17 protein-coding genes are annotated in these 24,266 nt (G+C 68.3%); 9 read left to right on the top strand and 8 right to left on the bottom strand.

Features of this window, described 5'->3' with window-relative positions; all coding sequences use genetic code 11:
* Both LDL48_RS14955 and LDL48_RS14950 read left to right on the top strand, forming a co-directional pair.
* Positions 1 to 328 (top strand): hypothetical protein (locus LDL48_RS14955; RefSeq protein ID WP_225255704.1); only part of this gene is annotated, 328 nt, incomplete at its 5' end.
* Positions 329 to 433: 105 nt separating this feature from the next.
* Complete coding sequence (locus LDL48_RS14950; RefSeq protein WP_225255703.1) at positions 434 to 1,150, top strand: HAD family hydrolase; 717 nt, start codon at positions 434 to 436, stop codon at positions 1,148 to 1,150.
* On the opposite strand, the gene LDL48_RS45445 is transcribed toward LDL48_RS14950, so the two are convergent.
* Positions 1,125 to 2,546, bottom strand: coding sequence for a helix-turn-helix domain-containing protein (locus LDL48_RS45445; RefSeq protein ID WP_504785489.1), 1,422 nt, complete (start codon positions 2,544 to 2,546; stop codon positions 1,125 to 1,127). The two genes, LDL48_RS14950 and LDL48_RS45445, sit on opposite strands and share 26 nt — an antisense overlap.
* Positions 2,547 to 3,194: 648 nt before the next feature.
* Here LDL48_RS45445 and LDL48_RS14935 point away from each other — a divergent pair.
* Entirely contained in the window at positions 3,195 to 4,352 is a 1,158-nt protein-coding gene (locus LDL48_RS14935; protein WP_225255700.1) for an outer membrane protein assembly factor BamB family protein, read from the top strand.
* A 95-nt stretch (positions 4,353 to 4,447) separates the two neighbouring features.
* Here the strand turns inward: LDL48_RS14935 and LDL48_RS14930 are convergent, their stop codons facing one another.
* Entirely contained in the window at positions 4,448 to 4,843 is a 396-nt protein-coding gene (locus LDL48_RS14930) for a hypothetical protein (protein ID WP_225255699.1), read from the bottom strand.
* 491 nt (positions 4,844 to 5,334) lie between these two features.
* Here LDL48_RS14930 and LDL48_RS14925 point away from each other — a divergent pair, with 491 nt between their 5' ends.
* Positions 5,335 to 5,619 (top strand): hypothetical protein, encoded by a 285-nt coding sequence (locus LDL48_RS14925; protein WP_225255698.1) that lies wholly within the window; start codon positions 5,335 to 5,337, stop codon positions 5,617 to 5,619.
* A 588-nt stretch (positions 5,620 to 6,207) separates the two neighbouring features.
* Here LDL48_RS14925 and LDL48_RS44200 read toward each other — a convergent pair.
* Entirely contained in the window at positions 6,208 to 10,146 is a 3,939-nt protein-coding gene (locus LDL48_RS44200) for a polymorphic toxin-type HINT domain-containing protein (protein ID WP_272493051.1), read from the bottom strand.
* A gap of 574 nt (positions 10,147 to 10,720) precedes the next feature.
* On the opposite strand from LDL48_RS44200, the gene LDL48_RS14910 reads away from it, so the two are divergent.
* The gene (locus tag LDL48_RS14910; RefSeq protein WP_225255697.1) at positions 10,721 to 12,637 is read left to right on the top strand and encodes an RICIN domain-containing protein; all 1,917 of its coding nucleotides are present in this window, start codon (positions 10,721 to 10,723) and stop codon (positions 12,635 to 12,637) included.
* 13 nt (positions 12,638 to 12,650) lie between these two features.
* Here the strand turns inward: LDL48_RS14910 and LDL48_RS14905 are convergent, their stop codons facing one another.
* Both LDL48_RS14905 and LDL48_RS14900 read right to left on the bottom strand, forming a co-directional pair.
* Positions 12,651 to 13,268 carry a response regulator gene (locus LDL48_RS14905; RefSeq protein ID WP_225255696.1) on the bottom strand — a complete coding sequence of 206 codons (618 nt, stop codon included), beginning with the start codon at positions 13,266 to 13,268 and terminating at the stop codon, positions 12,651 to 12,653.
* Positions 13,265 to 14,479, bottom strand: a complete 1,215-nt coding sequence (locus tag LDL48_RS14900; RefSeq protein WP_225255695.1) for a sensor histidine kinase — start codon at positions 14,477 to 14,479, stop codon at positions 13,265 to 13,267. The genes LDL48_RS14905 and LDL48_RS14900 overlap by 4 nt, the downstream gene beginning before the upstream one ends.
* 225 nt (positions 14,480 to 14,704) lie before the next feature.
* Between LDL48_RS14900 and LDL48_RS14895 the strand changes: the two genes are divergently transcribed.
* Both LDL48_RS14895 and LDL48_RS14890 read left to right on the top strand, forming a co-directional pair.
* The gene (locus tag LDL48_RS14895; RefSeq protein WP_225255694.1) at positions 14,705 to 15,601 is read left to right on the top strand and encodes a poly(ethylene terephthalate) hydrolase family protein; all 897 of its coding nucleotides are present in this window, start codon (positions 14,705 to 14,707) and stop codon (positions 15,599 to 15,601) included.
* A gap of 344 nt (positions 15,602 to 15,945) precedes the next feature.
* Positions 15,946 to 17,349 (top strand): glycoside hydrolase family 5 protein, encoded by a 1,404-nt coding sequence (locus LDL48_RS14890; protein ID WP_225255693.1) that lies wholly within the window; start codon positions 15,946 to 15,948, stop codon positions 17,347 to 17,349.
* A gap of 64 nt (positions 17,350 to 17,413) precedes the next feature.
* On the opposite strand, the gene LDL48_RS14885 is transcribed toward LDL48_RS14890, so the two are convergent.
* A complete protein-coding gene (locus LDL48_RS14885) occupies positions 17,414 to 17,845 on the bottom strand; it encodes a hypothetical protein (RefSeq protein WP_225255692.1) in 432 nt (143 codons plus the stop codon).
* Positions 17,846 to 18,047: 202 nt separating this feature from the next.
* Between LDL48_RS14885 and LDL48_RS14880 the strand changes: the two genes are divergently transcribed.
* The gene (locus tag LDL48_RS14880) at positions 18,048 to 19,196 is read left to right on the top strand and encodes a chymotrypsin family serine protease (RefSeq protein WP_225255691.1); all 1,149 of its coding nucleotides are present in this window, start codon (positions 18,048 to 18,050) and stop codon (positions 19,194 to 19,196) included.
* Positions 19,197 to 19,359: 163 nt separating this feature from the next.
* Positions 19,360 to 21,294: a S8 family serine peptidase gene (locus LDL48_RS14875; RefSeq protein WP_225255690.1), complete on the top strand. Its 1,935-nt coding sequence runs from the start codon at positions 19,360 to 19,362 to the stop codon at positions 21,292 to 21,294.
* 37 nt (positions 21,295 to 21,331) lie between these two features.
* Here the strand turns inward: LDL48_RS14875 and LDL48_RS14870 are convergent, their stop codons facing one another.
* Both LDL48_RS14870 and LDL48_RS14865 read right to left on the bottom strand, forming a co-directional pair.
* Positions 21,332 to 23,665: a tetratricopeptide repeat protein gene (locus tag LDL48_RS14870; protein ID WP_225255689.1), complete on the bottom strand. Its 2,334-nt coding sequence runs from the start codon at positions 23,663 to 23,665 to the stop codon at positions 21,332 to 21,334.
* 94 nt (positions 23,666 to 23,759) lie between these two features.
* Positions 23,760 to 24,227 (bottom strand): hypothetical protein, encoded by a 468-nt coding sequence (locus tag LDL48_RS14865; RefSeq protein ID WP_225255688.1) that lies wholly within the window; start codon positions 24,225 to 24,227, stop codon positions 23,760 to 23,762.
* Between the last annotated feature and the right edge of the window lie 39 nt (positions 24,228 to 24,266).

Genomic DNA, 24,266 nt, shown 5'->3' with positions numbered 1-24,266 from the left:
GGTCTACACGGACAAGAACGGCAAGTTCAGCATCAACGTCAAGATGTCGAAGCCCGGCACCGTGCAGATCAAGGCAACGGGCAAGACGTCCAAGAAGACGGCGACCGTCATGGTCTACGTCCTCGACAAGAAGAAGGGCTCCGGCGGCTGGGTCATCAAGCCGGCGTCCGTCACCACCGACCTGACCGGCACGGGCACGACCTCGCTGACGTCGACCTCGTCGACGACCGGCGGGGCCGAGCTGACCGTGGTCGCGCTCAGCGTGGTGGCGCTGGCGGGTGGCGCGGTTGCCACGCGCCGGATGGTTCGGCGCCGCAAGGTCGCCTGAACCGCCAGCTAGTAGAAGCCGCCCCATCGCCGTCAGGCGGTGGGGCGGCCTCTTGCTTCAGCCCTGGACCTCGTGGCACGAGCTCGACCGTGCGACGATCGCGTGATGGACAGCCGGATAGCTGGCGTCGTGGTGTGGGACGTGGACGGCACCCTCATCCCTGCCGATCTCCGATGGCTGCGTCGGGCCATTGCGCGAACGTACGAGTTGGCCGAGTCGAACGTTGTCTTCCCCGCGAAGAAGGTCCACGGCTACACCGACGAGTCAATCGTCGTTGATACAGCGGTCGCGTCGGGTATGTCGCCGGCCGTGGCGGAGGAAGGTTTGCGGCGTTTCGGGGACGTGATGTCACAGATCATGGCGCGCGGCCGGGCTGAGGTGGCCCGCGTGCAGCCGGCTTACCCCGGTGCCGCGGATTCGATCACGGCCCTCCACCGACACGGTTTCGTTCAGACCGTCCTCACCGGCAATCTGCGGTCCGCTGCCGAAATCAAGCTCCAGGCGACAGGCCTTGACCAGTACATCGATTTCAGCATCGGTGGCTACGGATCCGATGCGCGCGACCGGTTCTCGTTGCCGTCAGTAGTGGCGAACCGGTACCTGGTGTCGTATGGCCACGGCCTTGAACCAGCTCGGACCGTGGTGATTGGGGACGCTCCGAACGACATCGCCTGCGCACGCTCAGCTGGATTTAGGGTGGTCGTGGTCACCCACCGCGCCAGTCGCGAAGAGCTGGCGGAGTCCAAGCCTGACGCGATACTGGACAGCCTCGACCCGGTGGCTGTGGTCGAAGCCGTTACGTCGCTTGTGCAGCCCGCATGAGCTTCTGGTCGAGTTCCCGGACCGGCCGTTGCGTCTCCCAGCGGTCGAGCCGCTCGCGCGCGCGATACGCACGGTTGATTCCTCTGCGGTTCCCGATACTGGCCAGATGCTCGTAGGCATTGGCAAGCACGTCGCAGGCCATCTCGGGCTCCCCGCTCTCGGCGTAGGCACTGGCCAGGTCGACGCGAGCTGCCAGAAGCACATTGATGTTGCCGTGGTCGGCCTCCAGGTTGCGTGAGGTTTCGGTTAGCACCGCCACCGCTTCCTCGGGTTGGCCGAGGAGCAGCTTGCAGGTGCCCTCGTACACCCGAAGTCGAGCGGCACTCCAATCGCTGAAGAGGCCGCTGCGGTCGCCGACGTGGATGTCCTGGACTGCTGTTCTCGCCCGGTCGAGTGCCTTCTCACACTCGTTCGGAAGCTGCAGCACGGCGTAGGCCTGTGCCTGTTCAGCGCCGATCCTCGCGCGGGCCGCCGGGCCGAGGCTCCCGGCTAGCGTAGATGCTTCCTCCAGCATCCTGAGGCCGAGCATGACATCGCCGTCGCGGCCGATCAGGGTGGCCGCCTCGGAATGCAAGTTGCTTTCGAAGATTCTCGCGGTCGCGCCCAGCGCCGGAATCCCGAGCTCCTCTGCAAGGCTCCGGGCGTTGGCGCAGTGCGCGAGAGCCATCGATCGGTTCCCTTGGGCGCTCCACAAGCGGCTTGCCACTATGGATGCTTCACCGAGTAGAGCGCCGATGTCAGCGCGGAGCGTGTCTGAGCTTGCCCTGCGAAAGAGCACCGACAAGCAGTCGCGATGCGCTTCGACCAGAGCGATGAGTACATCGGGCGCAACCGACTGCCTCTGACTGGCCAGGAGCCGCGTGACGGTCAGGAAGCTGTCGAGGCTGTCAACTGCGGTGCCCAGGCCGCCCTCGACGCCGTCAGCATGGCTGAAGCCGGTCGTATTGACTGGACGGAGTTCGACCTGTGCGGCCATGCCGTCAGTCTGGAGAGTGACTCTGGAGGCCGTCAGCGCTTCGACAGCACCTATCTGCAGGACCAATTGCCCTATCACCTCGCCGCCGAATCGCACCGGAATCCGGGCGGATTCCCCCCGCTCGTTCGACATTGGTGGACCCGAGAAAGCGGGGTCACCGTCCGTGGGGCGACGCCGCACGTTGGCCAGCCCTATGTCGGCGTCGACTCGCGCTTGAAGAACCGTGCGCAATGCCGCCCGTCTCAACTCGCGCGGGTATGTGACGACACCCCTTTCGATCTTCCCGATGTCGTTGGCCGTGAGCACGCAGTACTGCGGCAGCAGCTGATTGACCGTATCCGCAAGATCCTGCCGGCTGTAGCCAAGACGCTGGCGAGCGCGTCTGAACAGGTGGTTAGGGCTCTGCCGCAGGGACCCCACCTTGAACTCCTCTTGGGTACGAACCGCTTGGCACAGTCATCGTAGCCAAGCCGATATTGGTCCCGCTATAGGGAATTTGGGCTTGAAGGTTCCCTGGTCCGAACGCCGAACTCCCTTCTCGGTTCCCGGAATTCCCTTCAAATTCCTGTTCATCTGACGTTCCGGGACGAGCCGGCTCGGGTGACTGTGTAGCTACGCCGTCGACAGGCGCTTTCCACCCTTAGGGGCGCGACGCCGAGCGCGCAGGAAAGGCTGGTTCACGGCCATCAAAGAGAAGGGAGGATCCGAGTGGCGTAACTCTACGTTCCCTGTGGGTGGCAGAAGTTCTGTGTTCTGATCGAAGATCGCCCGAGGCGATGTCTTTCGGTACAGTAGGCAGACCGGGCGTCGCGGTCCAACACCCTCACGACCGCGCGCCCGGCTTTGCCGTGTTGCTCGCGGTGGTGCGCCGGCTGCCTTCGCGCACCGCACCCTTGAGGACGCTCAAGCAGATCGAAGAGCTTTCTACGGACTCCCACAGGCGGCGTCGCGTAGGCGACATTGCACTCATTTGGCGTACGCGCAATAAGGACCCTTCGTACGTTATCCATAGCGGCATGCGGTGTGCATGTAACGGGGAACCCTGGAGGGTCTGTGCTTGCTGTGTCATTGAAATCCCGATCCTGGCGGATCGGCCTGGCAGCGGTCGCTGTCTCGGCGCTGGTCGGTTCCGGCCTCATCTACCCGGCGCTGGCTGCTGCCAGCACCGGCTGGACGCAACCGGGCTACGGCCCACAGCGGGCCTTTTACAACCCGGAAGAGTCGGTCGTCAACGCCGCCACGATCAACGACATCACCCACCGCTGGCACGTCACCCTGCCGGACGTGGCGGACTCCTGCACCGGCCGTGCCGAGCCGTTGATTGCGAACGGACGGCTCTTCCTGGCCGATGAGAGCGGCATCGGCGCCTACCACGCGGCGACCGGCGCGCCGTTGTGGCACGACGAGTGGGGCTACCCGGAGGACGAGACCACCCCGCACCTGGCGGTGTCCGGCGGGCTGCTGCTGATCGGCAACAGCTCGTGCCAGTCGCAGAGCGATCCCGACGGCAACGTGTTCGCGGTCGACGTCGCCACCGGTAAACAGCGCTGGATGGTCAGCATCGGCGCACCCGTCGAATCCCTGGTGGTCGACAAGGGCGTGGTGGTGGTCGCCGGCTCGTCGATGTCGGATGAGGCGGCCGTGCACGCGTTCCGGGTCAGTGACGGCAAGGCGCGGTGGAACCTGCGGTCGTACTCGTCGGCGGGGGTGTCGGCGAACGGCAGGTTGCTGGTGGGCCGGGCCGACAAGGCGATCACGGCCGCGGTGTCGGTCACTACCGGCAAGGTGCTCTGGAGCAAGACCAAGCGATGGTACGGCCGTTCGGCGAGCCCGGCCGGGGATCGGTTCTTCGTCTCGGACGACGGCGGGAATCTGGTGTGCCTGAAGGCTTCGAACGGCGCACTGGTGTGGACCGCGAAGAAGAGTGCCGGTCTGGTCGCCACGGATGGACGGCGGGTCTACCGCGAGATGGGCGAGGGCGTGGAGGCGCTGGACGTCAAGAACGGTAAGCGGCTGTGGGTGACGTATTTCGAGGATGACAGCGGTCAGCCGGTGCGCGCCGGTGGGCTGGTCTACACCAACGCCGGCATTCTGCACGCGGCGACCGGCGCGGTGGCGTCGTTCGGCTGGCCGGTCGGTGGGCTGTATGCCGACCAGCACGTGGTGGTGGCCGGCGGCCGCCTGTACGCGGTGCACGGAGACACCCTCAAGGCGTACGCGCCCTGATCGTGAAGCGGGCCGCCACCGCGCATCGCGTCACAGCAGGTGATGTGACATCGCGGTGGCGACCGCTACTCAGGTGCGAATGCCACAGGGCTTGATTACAGTATTCGGATTCCCAGCCTTGTCGGGATATCGGTTAAGGCGCTTATCGCGCGAACCGCGATCTCCAATCTATCCAAGGCTTGAGTAAAGTCGACTTCTTCGCGAGCTTCAAAGAAGACATGAAGTCCTGACCGTAAATCTCCCATCGACTCCTCCAAGATTCCTTGAGCCTTACCCTCAACGCCACATCGTGCAGCCCCCAGGGAAATTCCTCCGACGAACTGCAGCTCACTCACTTCATCGCTGACTGACGAGCGGGACGGGATCACGAAAGTATGATGCAGGCTAACGCCGATGACTCCCGCGTCTTCTTCGATTCTCGTTTGATGCGTAAGCGTCGTTTCTTCCGGAAAATCGAAGCGCATCAGCAAGTCAACGGTGAACTGCTCCATAATGCGATTACATTTATCTATTCCTTGGAGGAAGGACCTAACGTCAGATGCGGTAGGCACTTCCACCTCCGCCTCCCCCATCGCTTATGACGCTTTCAGCCTCATGAAACAGGACTGCCGTACCGGATTAGTATCCATCCCGACCCACCATTCTCTAGGAACAATTTGGTAGCGCGGAGAAGCTTGCCCTCGGCGGTCAACGCCCGCCAAGTTGGATCCAGCTTGAAAGCAGTAGCTCAACTTCCTCATCTGAGGTTGACCCTCCGCCACCGAATCCATGCCAGTTTCAGCACTACGCAACTTCTCGAGGGGAATCTCGAAGGCGCGGAAGAAGTACATATTGAAATCGAACGGAGAGACCTGCCCACCAAGACGCGACTGCAGCCATTTTATCAATTCAACAAAAGGCGAAGGGCTTCAAGAAGCCCAAGGTCGTCAAGACCGCCACGGTCTACACGGACAAGAACGGCAAGTTCAGCATCAACGTCAAGATGTCGAAGCCCGGCACCGTGCAGATCAAGGCAACGGGCAAGACGTCCAAGAAGACGGCGACCGTCATGGTCTACGTCCTCGACAAGAAGAAGGGCTCCGGCGGCTGGGTCATCAAGCCGGCGTCCGTCACCACCGACCTGACCGGCACGGGCACGACCTCGCTGACGTCGACCTCGTCGACGACCGGCGGGGCCGAGCTGACCGTGGTCGCGCTCAGCGTGGTGGCGCTGGCGGGTGGCGCGGTTGCCACGCGCCGGATGGTTCGGCGCCGCAAGGTCGCCTGAACCACCAGCTAGTAGAAGCCGCCCCATCGCCGTCAGGCGAGGGCGGCTTCTTGCTTGCGGTCTATGATGCTGAACGGTCGCCGACGCCGACGAAACCCCGATCGAAGTCCCGCCCGACTAATCAGGGAGAGCCTCGAAAATTCGGGGCCGAAGACCTGCTACACCAGCGCGAACATTTTCATCAACGTCCGACGCTAGAAGCGTGACAACGTCCTTAATACTGGCCGCCTTTTCAGGCGAAAGGCTTGCGGCGAATAGAGCGCCACTAAGCGCCCCAGCGAGATGATCCGCCTGAGCCGGATCGGCCAAGTTCCACGCACTAAGAAAGACCCGCCACGCGGCCACACCCCCTCGCTCGAGCAAAGACTCGGCGGTATCCGCGGTTACCGCCGAGTCAGCCCTATCCAGTAGTAGCTCGCCAAGCAGGGCATTGGCTTCTGGTTCGCCGACGTAGGCGACTAGTTCCTGGCCGGCGCGGACACGGTCGCTCCACTGACTGGACCGTGCCAGTTGGACCAAGGATCGCTCAATTTCCATCCGAGTTCATCCTTAATTAACCAAAGCGCGAGGCGCTCGCTCCACCAAACGCTAGCAACCACCGAGGCGTGTGGCACCGTCGGGTCCGTAGCCTCGAAAAGCGTCGCCTGTCGGCTTGGGGTATTTTGCACCAGTGTTCGGATTGGTGTTGACGTTGTACGGCTGGTAGTGCGGAGTATCGACACCCTTGTGAGACGCACCAATAAGATCGACCCGATATTTAATGATGCCGTCCGAATCATACACAGCATAGTTAGATACCGCGCCATTTTGGGTCCTGTAAAGAACTCCATTGGCAGGGCCACCAGCGTCCACAGCACCGCCGACAGGAAAGTCACCCCGCGTCCAACGCGTGCCATTAGGAATAACATTGTCGTTGTGCACGAGGACCGAGATGTTGCCGGCGAGCACGTAGTACGTGTGGATGTCAGCGACCGTGAGATTGTGGACTTTGGCGTCTATTATTCGATGGCGGATCGAGGTAATCGCAACAGAGGCGCCGGAGCTCGCTAGAAGTAGCCGACCGGCCTGAAGGTTCGCTGCATCGGTCCACTGTTCCAGATCCAGTACCCAGAACGGGTGATTGTGGGTGGCGGTGATGGTGGCGGTGTCGCTGCCCCTGCTGCCGTCGACGTCGATGGTGATGTCGACGAGCTGCTTCACTCCGGTTCCGGTGATGATATCGGTGACTGGCTTACCTGCCGTGGTGTTGCTCGTGGGGTCGCTGGCGAGGACGGTGTCGCCGATGTGGATGTCTTCGATCGGTTTCGTGCTGCCGTCCGCCAGCAGCACTGGGGTGCCAGGCACGAAGCTGTTTGCCTTGCATGCCTTCTTCTGTTGTTGTTTGGCTTCGCGGACGAGGTCGATGAGACGCTTGCCGCCTGCCCCCCATCCGCCGAAGGGAATCATGGCGGCGAGGCTGGTGGCGGCACCCTTTCCGTCACCGTGGATTGCGGCGACGGCGGCGTCGATGCCGTCGCAAACTTCGCCGATGCCAGACAGGAACCCGCAGACGGTCAGCCAGGTCTGCATCCGGGTGTTGACTTCCCGGTCCTTCTGTTTCTGGTGCTCGTCGATCAGGTCGCATACCTGTTTGGATCCAAACCTGTCCTCGCAGATGCCGGTGCCTTCGTCGAGGTGGCGCATGAAGGGATTGCTCTGCCGACATGGGAACGGCTGGAGGATCGGGTTCGCGTCAGGGTTGCACGGCGGCTTGAACTTTCCCTTTTCGTCGTAGAGGTAGGAGGCGGCGCGTTCTTCGGCCTTCTTCTTCTCAACGGCGGTATCGAAGGCTTCCTGCGCGGCGTCGTCGGCGGCTTTGGCGTCTTTGCCTGCTGCCCGTGCGGCCTCCCGGGCGATGGCGGCGGATCTCTGTGCGCTGAGGGCTTGGTCGGCGGCGCGGAGCGCAGCAAAGGTTGCGTGGTCGGCCGATTGCTGGGCCTGCGCGGCAGCCGCTGTGGCTGCTGCCGCGGCGTCGCGCGCCGCCTTGGCGGATGCGGCGGCCTGATCGGCGGCGCTATTCGCCTGCTGTTGGTAGTTGTTGGCCTGGATCGCGGCGTCGCTGGCTTCCTTGGCAGAAGCTGCGGCTTGTTTCGCGGCGGTGTCGGCTTTGACGGCGTCGCGTTCGGCGTTCGCGGCGAGCTTGGCCGCTTTGGCTGCGTCCTCGCGGGCAAGCGCGGCGGAGCGAGCGGCATCTGCGACGTAGCGTTTCGCGGTCGCGGCGTGCACCGCCGCGGTCTGATCGCGCTGGGCGGCCTTGTACTGGCCGGTCTTCAGGAACGCCTCGCGGTATGACGGCGGCCCGTCCAGGGCGATGTTCGCGGCGGCCTTGACTTCGGGCCCGCCGGTGAGCGCGATCTTGCCGACGGCGATGTTGTTGTCGTGCTCGGCGGCGATGTACTGACCGGTGCGCAGGAATTCGTGCACGTCAGCGGCGGTGCCGTCGAGGGCCTTGTTCCCTGCTTCGAACATCGCTGGACCGCCGGCGCGGATGAGGTCACCGATGGCGATCCGGTCGTAGTGAGCCTTGTCAGGATAATCCTGAGTCTTGAGGAAGCGGACCACGTCGGCGTGCGTGCCAGCGAGCGCCCGCAGGGCGGCGTCACGCTGGGCCTGCTTGGTGCTGCGCTCGGCCAGCAGCGTGACGCGAGCCCGGTCATCCTGTTCTGCGGCGGTCAGCCGTCCGGTGGCGAGCCAGTGACGCAACGCCTGCTCGTCGCCGGCCAATGCCTCCTGAGCGGCGGTGCTGCTCCACGACGCACCGGTGTCCATCATCCGGAGCGCTGCCCGGCGGCCGCGGTCGATGACCACGTCGGCAGGGGCGCCGGCGGCGGTGGACTCGGTGAGCAGGCGCGTGGTTTCCGCATCCACACGCTCAAGTTCGGGGATGTCATCAGGGACGGGTTTCGGTTGCTGCTGCTCGAGGACGGCAGCATCGTGTGCCGTCTGCATTGCCTCTTCGGTGTCTAGGCGAAGCCGCTCGGTGTCGAGGTCACGCGCGGTCTGCTCCACGGCTGCCGCGGTTGCGGCAGCATCAGTGGCGGTCTTCGCCGCGGCGGCCGCCTCGGTGGCGTGGGTCCGGGTCTCCCCCGCCAGGTCTGCAGCCTCCCCCGCCCGGTCGGCGGCAGCCTGGGCTGCGGCGGCCGCCCGGCGGGCGTGCCCGGCGGCGTCGATCGCGGCGGTGTGCGCCTGCCGTGCCGCAGTCGCCGCTTTACCGGCCCACTTCTCGGCTTCGGCCATCGCCCGGCGGGCCTGAGCTGCGTACTTCCGCGCTCGTGCTGCGGCGGCTCGAGCCCGTTGCGCCTGAGCCTGGGCAACATTCGAGTGGCCCCCGGCGGCCTGGGCCGCCCCACCCGCTTCTTCGGCGTTGTCGGCGGCGCTGAGCGCAGCATGAGCGGCCTTGAGCGCTTCGGTGATCGCGTTGGCAGCTTGCCGGGCGGATTCACCGGCGTCTTCAGCGGTTTTCGCAGCTGCATTAGCGTCATCAGCGGCCTTGCGGGCGTCGCCGGCTTGCTTGCGGTCGCCGAGGGCGGCGCTCGCCTTGTCTCGAGCCCGCGCTGCTGCGTTGCCGGCTCGTACTGCCGCGGCGGCAGCGGCGGCCGCGGCGTTGGCTGCGACTCGGGCAGCCCGGTTGGCCGCTCGCGCTGCGGCGATCGCGTCCTGAGCGGCGTCCGCTGCGCGCCCGGCAGCGTCGGCGGCCCGCCCCGCAGCGGCAGCAGCGCGCTGGGTGGATTCTTTGGCCTCTGCGGTCTCACGCGCGGCGACCTGAGCCGCCTTGTTCGCCGCGGCGGCGGCCTTGGTGGCGCGCTGTGACGTGGTCCGGGCAGCGTTGGTGGCCTGTGCGGCCTGTTGCTGCGCGGCCTTGGCCCGCTCCGCCAGCTGCGCCAGCGTGGCGATCTCCTCATCACGCGCCTGAGCCACGTACTGACCGCGGGCTAGAAACTCGCGGACGTCGTCGATGTCGCCATCCAGCGCCGCGTTCGCGGCTGCCTGCACCGCGGGCCCACCCGCGTTCATGATCATTCCGACTTCGATGCGGTCATCGTGCTCACGAGCTACTTTCAGACCGGTGGCCAGGAATTCCGCGACCGCGTCGTCACCGGCGTCCAGCGCCTCGTTGCCGCCGTACACGGTGGCCGGCCCACCGTCGCGGATGGCATCACCCACCCGGATCCGCTCGTCGTGCAGCCACGCCTGGTCGAAACCCTCTGCAAGAAATGCGTGCACATCGTCGGGGGAACCATCCAGCGCCGTATTGGCCGCTTCGGCAACGGCCGGTCCATTCATGGCCATCAACTGGCCGACTCGTATGCGGTCGTCATGAATTTGGGCCGAATCCCAGCCCTCATCCAGAAACTGCCGCACGTCAGCTTCCGTGCCCAGCAACGCAGCACGCGCCTTCTCGGACACCACCGGACCACCCACCCGGGCTAGATAAGCCACATCAGCGCGGGTAAACGCGGCCTCATCAGAGACGGGCTCGGCCGCCATCGCGCCGCTGGGTATGACGCTGACCAACACCGCACATGCGGTTGCCGTAGCGACAAGCAGGCGAGCTGATGTCCTCCAGGCCTTCCGGCCGGCACTACTTCGCACTACGAGTTCCTCACCTTGGGACGGCGTTGACGATCGACGGTGTCGAGGCGAAGAAGGCGGCCGGTTGAATGGCCATCTTCACTCTCCGGCTGAAGAGTTCTGAGTGCAGCCACAGTGGACCGACAACTATCAGCCAACCGTCACCACGCGATCACTGAGGGAGTACACAGGACGGCACCCATGAAGGTAGAGATCATTTACGGGTGCGCGCTACCTGGTCGGTGGTGAGAGCCGCCACAACATCACGGCCGGGCTGGCTCCAGAGCGTGCGCCTGCACCAAGGTGAGCACGCGACAACGCCGGTGGTTGCGTTTGGGCTGATGAGATGCCCTGTCGAACGGCGGTTGGTGTCGGCTCGGCGGGGCTCTTACGGAATGGGGATAGGGACAAGGTGAGGGTGTTACTTCGTGCATTGGCGGTGTCGGCGGCCGGCTTGGCTTCGCTGACCCTGCTAGGTGTTTCGCCGGCTGTGGCGGCTCCCGCTGACGGGTTCGGTGCGGTGGTGGAGACGTTCGGCTATCCGGCCGGTGACGCCACCCCGGGCATCAAGCTCGTGCGCGGCGACGGGCGGATCACGTTGGTCGACTGCGTCGACGGTGGTGCCGGGCTGCTGCGGGTGCGCAGCTTCACGCGGGAGGAGCAGTTCTGCTTCCGCATCGACGGCCCCGGCGCGTTCCTGGCCCTGGAGCTACAGCGCACCTACAACCTGCGCGGCGACGGCGAGCACAACGTCGAAGCCGAAGTGCTGGTCAACGGCATACCCCGCGACGAACCGGTTGAGGTACCGACCAGCACCTGGGTCAGCCTGCCGGTCCCGACCGGCCAGGAAGGCAACACCCTGGTCGAGTTGCGCTCCCTCGACGACATTCCCTCCGGCAACGCCGCCGCTCCAGATCCGCTGGGGTTCGTCACCCGCGTCCACGTCGGCCGCGCCGCCGACAGCGGGACCGCGTGCACGGCCGCACTGGTCAGCCCGCGATGGGTGACCACCGCCAAGTCATGCCTCAGCACCGGCGGCACGCCCGTCACCGCCGGAACCCCGAAGCAACCCGTCAAGGTCTCCATCGGCCGCAACGACATCTCCGGCCCGGGCTCGGGCTTCGTGACATCCGTGACACACGTGATGCCGCATCCGGACCGCGACATCGCCCTTATGCGCCTGGCCGCCACCGTCAACGGCGTCACACCACTGCGGGTGGCGTCGACTGCGCCGGCCGCAGGCGAAGTTCTGCAGGTCGGCGGATACGGCCGCACCGCCGACGAATGGGCGCCGGCCGTGCCGCACGCTGCCGCGTTCGCCGTCGCCGACATGTCCGGCGCCGACCTACACGTGACTGGTCAGACCGACGGGCAGGTCGGCCCCTGCCAGGGCGACGCCGGTGGACCAGGCTGGCGGCAGACCGACACCGGACCGGAAATCGTCGCAGTGATCACCGCCGGAGGACAGGGCGGCTGCACCGGCAGCAACCCCGACGGCCCCCGCGGCGGCACCCTGACCCGCGTCGACGACCTGCGCTCCTGGTTCGACACCACCACCGCCACACCCACGGTCAGCGTGGCGCTGTCCGTCAACAGCGGCCAGTGTCTGGCCATCAGCGGCGGCTCCCTCGAACGCGGCGCCGCCGCCGTGCAGTGGCCCTGCAACGGCAACGTCGAACAGGACTGGCGGCCCGTCGCCCGCACCAACAACCAGTACGAGATCCGCAACGACAAGACCGGCATGTGCCTGGCCGTCAGCGGCGGCAACACCACACCCGGCACAGCCGCGGTCCAGTGGCCGTGCAACCCCGACAACGCCGAACAAGCATGGACCATGGACACCGACGCCAACCGGATCACCCGACTGACCAACGCCCGAAGCGGCCAGTGCCTCGGCATCAGCGGCTCCTCGCAGGAACGCGGCGCCCCCGCCCTGCAATGGACCTGCAACCCCACCAACGACGACCAGATGTGGCAGATCACCCCACGCCCCGTCGGACAACACATCCGCAACGACAACAGCGGACTGTGCCTCACCACCGGCGGCCTACCCGACAACGGCGCCCGCGCAGTCCAGCAGACCTGCGGCACCGCCAACGACGCCGAATGGCACCTCAACGCCACCGGCGGCGGCTACGCCGAACTCCGCAACGACCGCAGCAAAGCCTGCCTCGGAATCAGAAGCGGATCCACCCAACCAGACGCCGACGCCATCCAATGGACCTGCAACTCCACCAACGACGACCAGAAATGGCTCGTCGACCTGAACGCCAACGGCCTCACCCAACTCCGCAACGCCAACAGCGGCCAATGCCTCACCGTCGACAACAACGCCACCACCACCGGCGCGCCACTCACCCAACAACCCTGCAACCACACCAGCAAAGCCCAGCAATGGCGCCTGTAGCCCCGCCGCAGCGTCACAGCAGGTGATGTGACATGGCGGTGGCGACCGCCGCGGTTCGGTCCGTGACGTCGAGTTTGTTGAAGATCCTGAGCAGGTGCGTCTTCACCGTCGCCTCGGAGATGAACAGCGTCCGCCCGATGGCCGAGTTGGTGAGCCCCTTGGCGACCAGGCGCAGCACCTCGACCTCCCGGGGGGACAGCGCGGCCGGCGCCGGTTGGCGTACCTGCCGGGCCAGGGCGGAGGCGAAGGACGGGGCGAGAACGGTTTCGCCGCGGGCGGCGGCGCGCACGGCGTCGGCGAGTTCCCGGGGCGAGGCGTCCTTCAGCAGGTACCCGCAGGCGCCGGCCTCGATGGCGTGCAGGATGTCCCGGTCGGTGTCGTAGGTGGTGAGTACCAGCACGCGGGTGGCGGGCACGGCGGCACGGATCCGGGTGGTGGCGGCGACGCCGTCCAGATCGGGCATGCGGAGGTCCATGAGCACGATGTCGGGGCTCAGGGCGACGGCCAGGTCGATGCCGTCGGTGCCGCCGGACGCCTCGCCCACGACGTGCAGGTCGGGCTCGGCGTCGAGCATGCCGCGGAGCCCGTGCCGGACCACCGGATGGTCGTCGACCAGCAGGATCGTGATCATGTGGGGATGCTCACCTCGATGGTGGTGCCGGTGTCGGGGCTGCTGTGCACGGCGAGCGTCCCGTTGACCTGTTCGGCGCGGGCGCGCATCCCGGCCAGTCCGTATCCGGTTCCGGGCCGGACGGGGTCGAACCCGCGGCCGTCGTCGCGCACCACCAGCCGGACCGCGTCGGTGGTGTAGGCGAGCCGGACGGCCACCTCGGCGGCGGCGGCGTGCCTGCGCACATTGGCGAGGGCCTCCTGCGCGGCTCTGAGCAGGACCACCTGGACGGCGGTCGGCAACGCCCGAACGGTGCCGGTGGTGCCGGTGGTGGCGGCCACCCCGGTCTCCTCGGTCAGGGCGTCGGTCTGCCGGCGCAGGGCGTCGACGAGGTCCGTGTCGTGCAGGGCCGCCGGGGTCAGCTCGGCGATCATGGCGCGGGATTCGGCGAGGTTCTCCCGGGCGGTGCGGATGGCCAGGGCGAGGTGGTCCTGCGCCGCCCCGGCGTCGGTGGCGAGGTCGGCCTTGGCGGCCTGCAGCAGCGTGATGATGCTGGTGAAGCCCTGCGCCAGGGTGTCGTGGATCTCGCCCGCGAGCCGGGCCCGTTCGGCCGTCGTCCCGGCCTCGTGGGACAGGACGGCGATCTCGGCGCGGCTGGCCTCCAACTCCGCGATGAGCCGGGCACGTTCGTGGCTCTGCCGGGTCACCCGGTCGATCCAGTAGCCCAGCCAGAGGGCCGTCGGGATCGCCACGGCGGTCCGCGGGCCGAGCGCGGCGACGACCCGTGCGGTCGGACCGTACTGGAGCACCGCGACGGTGATCGGCAACAGGGTGGCGCCGACCACCATCACGATCGCCGGGCGCAGCGGCTGGATGCGGAACATCAGCGGGCAGAGGGCGAAGAGAAGGTACGCGGTGGACAGCGAGGCAGCGAGCGCCACCGCGAACAGCACCAGCATCGCGACGGCCACCGCGGTGCCGCGTCGCTCACCACGCTCCAGGCGCAGCAGCGGGCGGCCGAACACCACGTACAGGGCCGCGATGGCCAGGAGGGCGGCGACGCCGACGGCCGGAACGGGCCGGGCGGCCAGTTGCCCCCAGACCAGCACCATGCTGATCACCACGAAGCAGAAGGCATCCCACACCAGGGCGGCTCGCCCCTCCGGCTCGGTGCTGCCGATCGGGACAGCCGTCCCGGCCGGTCGCGTCGCTTCCGCAGGACTGCTGGACACGGCAGCCATAGTCACATGTCGCAGCCATGATTCCGGCGGCCGGCCCGACCACGGGACGACTGACTCACCGACATGCCCTGTCCACCGGTCGACCGACACGGTGCGGTACTCCACTGTGCTCTCATCTCGGTACACGCGGGATTCGCCGTCGCTCCGGAGGTCGAACGGGGGCGGGGCAGGGCGGCCCTGGACGTACACGCCACATCGAGGTCAGGAGACGACGTCATGACATGGGCCAAGCGGGCGGCGGGCGTACGAGACCGGGCCTTCGGCCGGGGCCTGGCCGCCGCGGTGGGCGTCGCGGCCGTGCTCGCCACCGGCGCCCTCCCGGCACAGGCCGCGGAGAACCCGTACCAGCGGGGGCCCGACCCCACGCTCGCGGCGCTGGCCGCGTCCGCCGGCCCGTACCCGATCATGGAGACGGTGGTCGGTTCGGCCGAGGTCACGAACTTCGGAGGCGCTTCGATCTACTACCCGGCCGGCACCGCGGACGGGACGTTCGGCGGCGTCGCCGTGACCCCCGGCTTCCTCGGTCCCCGGTCCACCATGGAGTGGGTGGCCAGGCGGGTGGCGTCGCACGGCTTCGTGGTGATCAACATCGACACGCTGGAGCGCAATGACACGCCCCCGCTGCGGGCCCGGCAGATGCTGGCGGCCCTGGACTACCTCACCGGCGCCAGCGCCGTCCGGGATCGGGTCGACCCCACCCGCCTTGCCGTGATGGGTCACTCCATGGGCGGTGGCGGGTCCCTGCAGGCGTCCCGGCAGCGGCCGCAGCTCAAGGCGGCGGTACCGCTGACCCCGTGGTCGAACGACAAGGATTTCTCGGCCGACGTCGTACCCACCCTGATCATCGGCGCGGAACTCGACGACACCGCCCCGGTGGCCGAGCACGCCGAGCCGTTCTTCGAAAGCATCGCCGCCGCGCGGAAGGCATATCTGGAACTCAACGACGCCGAACATCGGGCGCCCATCCGGACGAACGAGACCATCGGCACGTACAGCGTCGCGTGGCTCAAGCGGTTCGTCGACGACGACACCCGCTACGAACAGTTCCTCTGCCCGCCGCCGGCGCCCTCGGCCGCCATCGAGGAGTTCCGCGGCACGTGCCCGTCGTCGTAGCGTTGGCGCCGGTAGCACGGAGCCGGGCGGCGCGCCGAGCAACGCCCCCGGAAGGGCCAGGGTGCTCCAAGATTTGACCGCGCCTCCAAGATCTCTCGCGCGCGCCTCCAGATCTGGCAAGGGCTCGCGTGGTTCGGGTGGCGGGGCGCTCCGCTGGTTTGCGGGTCGATCGTCCGATGAGTGGCCAGGTGCTCGCGGACCGGCGTCCACCAGCGCTGCAATAAGAATGCCTTAAGTGTTGATCCGATCTGGGAGCGCTCCCGTGATCACGTCACAAGCGGATGTGACACCACCGGCGGGAGGCGCAGGTTCTCATGGACAGGCCCAGGTTCGACAGGACTCGCATGCACGGTCGTCGGTGGCGAATCGGTGCGGTCGCCGGGGTTGCGGCGCTCGTCGCCGGCGTCGGGTTGGGTGTCGCCTCCGCCGGTGAAGGCGTACGCCTCGTCAGCTGTCCCCGGGTGGTCGTCGACGTCACCGTGCCGGCCCAGGCGCGGGCCGAGGTGCAGAGCAACCTCGACCTGCTCGACAAGCAGATCGCCGAGGCCAACAACCGGCTCCGCACCTCGGCCGGCGAGGGCGGCCCCGCCTTCGTGCAGAACGCGATTCTCGGACCGCTGGAGGACAAGCGGTTCGCCACCATCAACCGGATGGAGACGGCGATCGGCCGCAACGCCGCCAAGCCCGATCTCAACGCCGAAGAGCTGTCCGCCTGCACGCTGAACGAGGGCGGCGGCGCGGAGGCTCCCTCGGCTTCCGAGTCCACGCCCGCCGCGCCACCGGAAGAAGAGGCCCCGGAAGCGCCGGCCGGCACGCCGGTCGAGGTCAACGGGAAACTCAGCGTCTGCGAGGTGAACCTGTGCAACGCGGACGGCGAGGCGATCCAGTTGCGCGGCATGAGCAGCCACGGCCTGCAGTTCTTCCCGAACTGCGTCAACGCCGACTCGCTCGCGGCGCTGCGCAACGACTGGAACGCCGACTTCGTCCGGCTGTCCATGTACGTGCAGGAGGGCGGGCTGGAAACCGACCCGGAAGGCTTCACCGCCAAGGTGAACGGGCTCGTCGATCAGGCCTCGGCACTCGGACTGTATGTCGTCGTCGACTTCCACATCCTCACGCCGGGTGACCCCAACCTCAACCTGGACCTGGCCAAGACGTTCTTCGCGGACGTCTCCGCCGAGCACGCGGACAAGGACAACGTGATCTACGAGGTCGCGAACGAGCCCAACGGGGTCAGCTGGGACGGCATCAAGACGTACGCCGAGCAGGTCATTCCGGTGATCCGGGAGAACTCGCCGGACAGCGTGGTCCTGGTCGGCACCCGTGGCTTCTCGTCGCTGGGCCTGACCGACAACGCCGACGAGACCGAGATCCTCGAGGACCCGGTCGACGCCGAGAACGTCATGTACACGTTCCACTTCTACGCGGCGTCCCACGGCGACGATCGGCGGGCGGCGGTGGCGCGGGCCGCGCAGAGCCTGCCGCTGTTCGTCAGCGAGTTCGGCACCCAGACCTTCACCGGCGACGGCGACAACGACTTCGACAGCACCACGGAGTGGCTGGATCTGTTGAAGGAGAACAAGATCTCGTACGCGATGTGGAGCTTCTCGGACGGCCGGGAGACCAACTCGGCGTTCGTCCAGGGCACCTGCGCGGGCACCGAGTTCGAAGGCGACGAGGTGCTGACGGAGGCCGGGCGCTACCTCCGCAGCCGGATCCTCACCGGCGTCGGCAACCCGAACGGATAGACCGGCACGTTGGCAGCGGCCCGGCACCGGAAGACGGAGCCGGGCCGCAGTCGTGTCGGCGGCGCTACTTGACCGCAGGCCCCTTCGGCCGGGGCTGATGGTGTGCCCGCACGTACGCCCGCTCGTTCTGCGCGGCGGGCCCGCCGGCCACCGCCGTCGCCTGGGTCGAGGAGCCGGCGTGGGCGCCTGCCGAGTACGGATTGCTCAGCGGAAGTCCACGCCGTTCAGCGACCTCTCGAAAGCTGGTCGAGGGCTCAGGGCCGCCAGTGTGCGCAGCGATTCGCCGGGACCACTCGCGGTGCGCGGTCGAGATCGACTGTGGTGGCAACGCGTCGTTCTTCGAGGCCGACATCCGTGCCAGGATGTCGCTGACGTTGCCCTGATGGATGCCGCCGACGTACAGCTCACCATTCCGGATGATGGCATCCGGAGACTGCCCGCCGGGGCTGCCCGGGGTGTCGTAGGGGTTGCCGCCCGTCCCGGCGGTGGGTGCCATTCTTCCTCCAACGGGGATAGGATTGTTCCCTGAGAACGTGTGGAAGCTGGCGATGGTTCACGGTCGGCCTGGGCGCCGACCCGTCACTGGCGACCGTTCCACACCGATTTGTGACTGGCGGGCGGTAACTACCCTCCCGCGCATGATTATTCGTAGGAAGCCACTGCTAGTGGGAGCTGCGGCGTTTGCCAGTGTTGTGGCGATGTCGGCCGGAACAGTCGCGTTCGCCGGTGTGGAGGAGCGAACCTCGCGGGCCGCCGCCCCGGACGCGGCGTCCACCGCCACGTCCGAGGCGCGCCAGATCATGGCGGCCCAGGCGCCGCTGAGCGACGTCGCCGACCGCATCGAGGACGCCGTGGCACGAGACGGGGAGTCCGGCATCGCCGGCCTGGAGGTGGACGCGGAGGCGTCGACGGTGCGGCTGCGCTGGCGCGGCGAGCTGAGCCCGGCGGTGTCCGAGGTGGTCGCCGACGCGACGGCCGATGGGGTACGGGTGGATGTCCTACCGGGCAGATATCGGCGCAGCGACCTGTGGCGGGAGGCCCTGCGGCTGACCGGCCAGCCGGGCGTCACCTCGGCGCGGCCGATGCTGGACGGTGCCGGTCTCTACGTCAGCAGCACGAAGGGGCAGGTCTCCAGCGACGTACACACCGTCGCCGTGGCGTCGCCCCGGCTGAAGTCCGCCACCCGCCAGGCCGATACCGCACCGTTCCGCGGCGGGGCGCAGATCAGGCGGGGCGACTCCATCTGTACGAGTTCCTTCGGCGTCACGGGCAACGACGGCCGCCGGTACCTGATGACCGCCGAGCACTGCGGCGCGGGTAACTGGACCACCGACGCCGGCGTTCCGATCGGAACCTCCCAGCCGACCGTGTCGGTGCGCAACGACGTCCAGTTGATCGCCGCGAACAGCGGTTCGACGATCTACAACGGAGACGGGGTACGGGGCGGAAATCAGTACACCACCCCGGTGACCGGAGCGGGCCGCAGCCACGGCGGAGAGCGCATGTGCGTGTCCGGCGCGCAGACCGGAACCGTGTGCAACCTCAAGTACATCGGCGGCGGGTCGTACACGATCGACGGCAAGACGCGGGTCCTTCAGGCCGCCGAGCAGCAGGACCGGTGGGGCGCGGTCACCGGCGGCGACAGTGGGGCCCCGGTGTTCACCCTGACCGGCCCGCGCGGGGACACCGCCGAGGCTCGGGGACTCTTCTCGATGATGTTCACCGAGCCGGAGAACATGGGACCGTGCAACGGCCAGCCGTCCGCCGGCATGTGCAGTTCGTTGTTCCTGTACGGCGACATCAACCCGGCGCTGACGGAACTGGGCGTCCGGATGAACGTCGGCTGACCCGACACCAGCCTCGTCGGTGAACGACCGGCCGCGGTGGGGTCACCCCCACCGCGGCCGCGGTGCCCGTTCAGCGTTGTTCAGCGAATTCCAGGACTTGAGGTGACGCCCTTCGATTACTGCAAGCATCGATCCCCTCGCAGTAAGCAAGGGGAGGAACGGAATGCAGCCTTCACGAACTACCCCGGCCCGGGTGCTGGTCGCCGCCGTGGCCGCGGCCGCCGCGGCCACCGCGCTCGTCGCGCCCGCCTCGGCCGCTCCGGACGGCGACCTGGCGCCGTTGCGGCCGGTCGCCGGCAAGACGATCGACGGCAGCTACATCGTGGTCTACCAGAACAAGGTCAGCGGTACCGCCCGCAAGGCGCTGGAGACCCGGCTCGGCGACAGCGGGGTGACGCTCCGCCAGCGCTATACCGGCGGCCTCAACGGTTTCGCGGCCGAGCTGTCCGCGGCCGAGCTGGAACAGACCCGCCGCGACCCGAACGTGGCGTTCGTCGAGCCGGACAGCCTGATGAGTGTGGACACCGGGGCGGCGCCGAGTTGGGGCCTGGACCGGATCAATCAGCGCAACCGGCCGTTGGACGGCCACTACTGGGCCAACGCCAACGGTGAGGGCGTGCACGCGTACGTGGTGGACTCGGGAATCCGGGCCAGCCACTCCGAGTTCGGCGGGCGGGCGACGCTGGACGCGAACGTGGTCGGCGACGGGCGCAGCGACGACTGCCTGGGGCACGGCACCCACGTCGCCGGCACGGTCGGGGGCGCCACCGTCGGGGTCGCTCCCCGGGTGCGCATCCACGCGGTCCGGGTCTTCGGGTACGTGAACAACGCCTGTTCCCGGACCATCGCCACGTCCACCGTCATCGCCGGCGTCAACTGGGTCACCAACAACGCTCAGCGCCCGGCCGTGATGAACCTGAGTCTCGGCGGCGACGCCACGGACGCGATGGACAGGGCGGTGCAGGGCACCCTCAACGCGGGCGTGTCCGTCGCCGTCGCGGCCGGCAACGAGAGCCGCGACGCGTGCTTGAACTCGCCGGCCCGGGTGGCGGGTGTCCTCACGGTCGGCAACACGAGTTCCACCGACGCGCGGTGGAGCACCTCGAACTTCGGGTCGTGCCTCGACCTGTTCGCGCCCGGCACCGACATCGTCTCGGCCGGCGTGGGCAGCGACACCGCGCTGGCCACGGGGACGGGTACGTCGATGGCCTCGCCGCACGTGGCCGGGATGGCCGCGCTCTACCTGCAGCGGCACCGGGCGGCGACGCCGGCCCAGGTCAGTGCGTTCATCGTCAACCGGACCACGCCGAACCTGGTCACCTCCGGCGGGGCGGGCTCGCCGAACCGGCTGCTCTACTCCACCTTCGACAGCAAGGGCGACTTCAACGGTGACGGCGTCTCCGACACCGCGGTGTGGCGCCCGTCGGACGGCACCTGGTACGTCCGCAACATCGCCACCGTGCAGTGGGGCCTGTCCGGGGACAAGCCGGTGCCCGGCGACTACAACGGCGACGGCGTCACCGACTACGCGGTGTGGCGCCCGTCGGACGGCACCTGGTACGTCAACGGCATCGCCACCGTGCAGTGGGGTGTGGCCGGGGACATTCCGGTGGCCGGTGACTACGACCGCAACGGTACGACGGACTACGCGGTGTACCGGCCGTCCGAGGGCAACTGGTACGTGCGCAACATGTGGACCGTGCAGTGGGGGGCGGCCGGGGACATTCCGGTGCCCGGTGACTACAGCGGCGACGGGATGGCCGACGTGGCGGTGTTCCGGCCGTCCGACGGTAACTGGCACGTGCGCGGCCTGTGGAGCGTCCAGTGGGGTACGGCCGGCGACGTGCCGATGGCCGGGGACTACAACGGCGACGGCATGACCGACGTGACGGTGTGGCGCCCGTCCGACGGCACGTGGTACGCCCGGCTCTTCTGGAACATCCAGTGGGGTACGGCGGGTGACACCCCGACGGTGGGCGACGTCAACGGTGACGGCCTGCTGGACATCGCGGTCTGGCGGCCGAGCGACGGCAACTGGCACTGGCGGCTGTTCTCGACGGTGCAGTGGGGTCTCCGCGGGGATGTACCGGTGACCTGATCCGGGGGGGTACAGCGGGCGGTGAGGACGGGACACCTCACCGCCCGCTCTTCGCGTCCCGCAGTTTCCGGTCGAGCGCGTCGGCGTCGGGGTGGCCGAGTTCCCGGAGGCTCTTCCGGGCGGAGGCCCAGGCGGCGACGGCACGGTCCGGTTTCCCGGAGGCGTGGTGGGTGTCGCCGATGCGGGCGAGCGTGGCCGCCTCCTCGTACCGGTCGCCGATCTCGCGGAACAGGTCGAGCGCCTGCTGATAGCACTCCACCGCGCGCCGGTGGTCGCCCAGGTGGTGGGAGGCGTACGCGAGGCTGTCCCAGGTGTGTGCCTGGCCCACCCGGTCGCCGAGTTCGGTGAAGAGCACCAGCGCCCGCTCGCATCGGGCCAGGGCCGTGGCGTGGTCGCCGAGCAGGACGTGGTACCAGCCGACGTCGTTGAGCGCGAAGGCCTGCCCGCGCGGGTGCGCCACGTTCTCGTACCCGATGAGGGCTTGTTCGCCGTGGTGCACCGCCTCCGGGATCTGTCCCTGGCGCCAGTACTGGTTGGCCAGGCTGCGGTGGGTGTGCGCCGCGCCCAGCTGGTCTCCGGACCGGTGGTACTCCGCGAGCGCCCGGTGGTGGTGCTCGTACGCCTCCTCGTGCCGGCCGAGTTGGGTCTCGACCACGGCGAGCATGCGGTGGCTGAGTGCCTCCGCGCCCGGCGCTCCGAGCCGTCCGGCGACGCCGAGCGCGGTACGCCAGGCCTGGGCCAGGTCGTGCCAGTGGCCCCCGAGGTCCAGCGTCCGGTCCACCGCCCAGGTGAGTTGCCAGGCGTGCCGGTCGAAGCCGTCGCCCGCGGCGTCCTGGATCGCGGCCAGCAGCACCCGGCGCTCGTCGGTCAGCCAGGCCGTCGCCTCCTTCGCCTCGTCGAGGTGCTCCGGGCGGGCGCCGGGTGCCGGGTCGGCGAGTGGGACCGGGATCGGGTCGAGGCGTTCGTGGATCAGGCGGGCCGCGGCGTGCGCGGTGTGCACGTAGTGGTCGAGCACCCGGGTGACGGCGGCCCGCCGGACCGCCGGGTCGAGCCGGCCGGCGACGCCGACCGCGTACGCCCGGAGCAGGTCGTGCTGGGCGTACCGGCGGGGTGCGTGCTCGCTGATCAGGTGGGCTTCCACCAGCTCGTCCAAGCCGCGCACCGTCGCGGCCGGTTCCCGGCCGGCGAGGCTGACCGCCGCGGCGGCCGAGATGTCCGGACCGGGGTGCAGACCGAGCATCTGGAACAGCTCGGCGGTGGGCTCGCTGAGCGCGTGGTACGACCAGGAGAACACCGTCGGTACGTCGCTCAGCGCGTCGCCGACGGCCAGGGCGTTCAGGCGTTGCCCCACTTCGGCCAGCTCCCCGGCCAGGTCGGTCAGGGTCAACCGGGAATCGGTGCGGGCCCGGGCGGCCGCGACGGCCAGGGCCAGCGGCAGCCGTGCGCTGTGTTCGATGATGGCGTCCACCGCGCCGGATTCCGCGTCGACCCGCGCCGCGCCCAGCCGCCCGCTGAGCAGTTCCCGGGACTCCTCGTCGGACATCAGGTCGAGGTCGAGCGGGTGCGCGCCGTGGGAGACCACGAGTCCGGGCAGCTGGTGCCGGCTGGTGACGACGACGGCGGCGGACGCGGTGCCCGGCAGCAGCGGCCGTACCTGGGCGGGATCGCGCGCGTTGTCGACCACGACGAGGATGCGGCGGCCGGCCAGTTCGGCCCGGTAGAAGGCGGCGAGTTCGTCCGGGACGACCGGGAACCGGTGCGGCGGCACGTCCAGCGAGCGCAGGCAGGCGCGGATCGCGTCGTCCGGCGGGACCGGCCCGGCGTCGGGATCGAACCCGCGCATGTTGACGAAGAGCTGGCCGTCGGGGAAACGGGACGCGGCCCGGTGCGCCCAGTGCACGACCAGCGTCGTCTTGCCCACGCCGGGCGTGCCGGAGACCACCACGACCGGTCCCGCCCCGGCCCGCTGCACCATCAGCCGGTCCAGCTCGGACAGCTCGTGGACCCGCCCGGTAAATCCGGACAGGACGGCCGGCAGCTGGTTCCGGCCGTACGACACGGCGGCCGGAACCAGCGACGTCTTCGGTCGCCGGCGGCGGCCCTCGGCGACCCGGTCCCGGGCGGTGGCCAGCGCACCGCCCTCCACGGGCGTCGCGCCGAGCAGGGCGACCAGGATGTCGAAGCGGTCGGTGGGCGGGATCGCCGTACCCGTGAGGTAGGCCCCGACGCTGCCGATCGACCAGCCGGTCTTGGCGGCGATCTCCCGGTAGGTCAGCTCGGCGCGCCCGCGGCGCCGCGCCTCGCGGCGCCGGAGCCACCGCAGCGCCCCGGCGAGGCCCTCGGGCGTCTCGATGCCGGTGCCCAGAGTCATGGTCTTCGATCTCTACGTGACATGGTGGTTCGAGATGCTACTGGTAACCAACCGCCACGGCTCCCCTACTCAGGGGTACGGCACGCTATCGCCCTCACCAGCCCTTCAGCGCGCTGATGTACTGGTGCACCGTCGCCGCGTCGGTGGGTATGAGCCGCGGCGTGGTGTCGCCCCGCCCGTACTCGGATTCCCACCGCTTGTTGCTGGGGAGCCATTGCTGCACCTGGTATCCGACGTATCTCTCCTCGTGCACCGCATTCCCGGCCGAGGCATCCCACTCCCGGACCACCCCGAGGGTTTCCTCCGTCGGGTCGTCCGCGTCGACCACGACGGAGTACCGGTAGGAGATGCGGCGTTCCCATCGTTCGCGGATCCGCAGGGCCTGCTTCTCGGTGATCGGCACAGCGCGGAGCGGCACTTCGCCGGTCGCGATCCGATCGAGCAACGTGGTCCGGACCCAGAGCACGTCGTCGCGGGACAGCTCCCTGGTGCCGTCCGCTCCGGCCTCGTCGAAGACCCGGACGACGGTGAGCGGCTCCTTGACGGTGTGCTGGGCGTCCACGATCGCGAGGTAATGGCGTGGGCCGAGGCTCAACATGAG

This window comes from Jidongwangia harbinensis (assembly GCF_020216025.1).
GTDB lineage: Bacteria > Actinomycetota > Actinomycetes > Mycobacteriales > Micromonosporaceae > Actinoplanes > Actinoplanes harbinensis.
The sequence above is the reverse complement of the archived record's forward strand: the minus strand, read 5'-3'. Positions and strand labels throughout refer to the sequence as shown.

Bases quoted from the DNA above. Each gene is read 5' to 3' on its own strand.
- LDL48_RS14950 (WP_225255703.1), top strand. From the start codon at position 434: ATGGACAGCCGGATAGCTGGCGTCGTGGTGTGGGACGTGGACGGCACC.
- LDL48_RS14930 (WP_225255699.1), bottom strand. From the start codon at position 4,843: ATGGAGCAGTTCACCGTTGACTTGCTGATGCGCTTCGATTTTCCGGAA.
- LDL48_RS14925 (WP_225255698.1), top strand. From the start codon at position 5,335: ATGTCGAAGCCCGGCACCGTGCAGATCAAGGCAACGGGCAAGACGTCC.
- LDL48_RS44200 (WP_272493051.1), bottom strand. From the start codon at position 10,146: ATGGCGGCCGAGCCCGTCTCTGATGAGGCCGCGTTTACCCGCGCTGAT.
- LDL48_RS14905 (WP_225255696.1), bottom strand. From the start codon at position 13,268: ATGATCACGATCCTGCTGGTCGACGACCATCCGGTGGTCCGGCACGGG.
- LDL48_RS14895 (WP_225255694.1), top strand. From the start codon at position 14,705: ATGACATGGGCCAAGCGGGCGGCGGGCGTACGAGACCGGGCCTTCGGC.
- LDL48_RS14890 (WP_225255693.1), top strand. From the start codon at position 15,946: ATGCACGGTCGTCGGTGGCGAATCGGTGCGGTCGCCGGGGTTGCGGCG.
- LDL48_RS14885 (WP_225255692.1), bottom strand. From the start codon at position 17,845: ATGGCACCCACCGCCGGGACGGGCGGCAACCCCTACGACACCCCGGGC.
- LDL48_RS14880 (WP_225255691.1), top strand. From the start codon at position 18,048: ATGTCGGCCGGAACAGTCGCGTTCGCCGGTGTGGAGGAGCGAACCTCG.
- LDL48_RS14875 (WP_225255690.1), top strand. From the start codon at position 19,360: ATGCAGCCTTCACGAACTACCCCGGCCCGGGTGCTGGTCGCCGCCGTG.
- LDL48_RS14870 (WP_225255689.1), bottom strand. From the start codon at position 23,665: ATGACTCTGGGCACCGGCATCGAGACGCCCGAGGGCCTCGCCGGGGCG.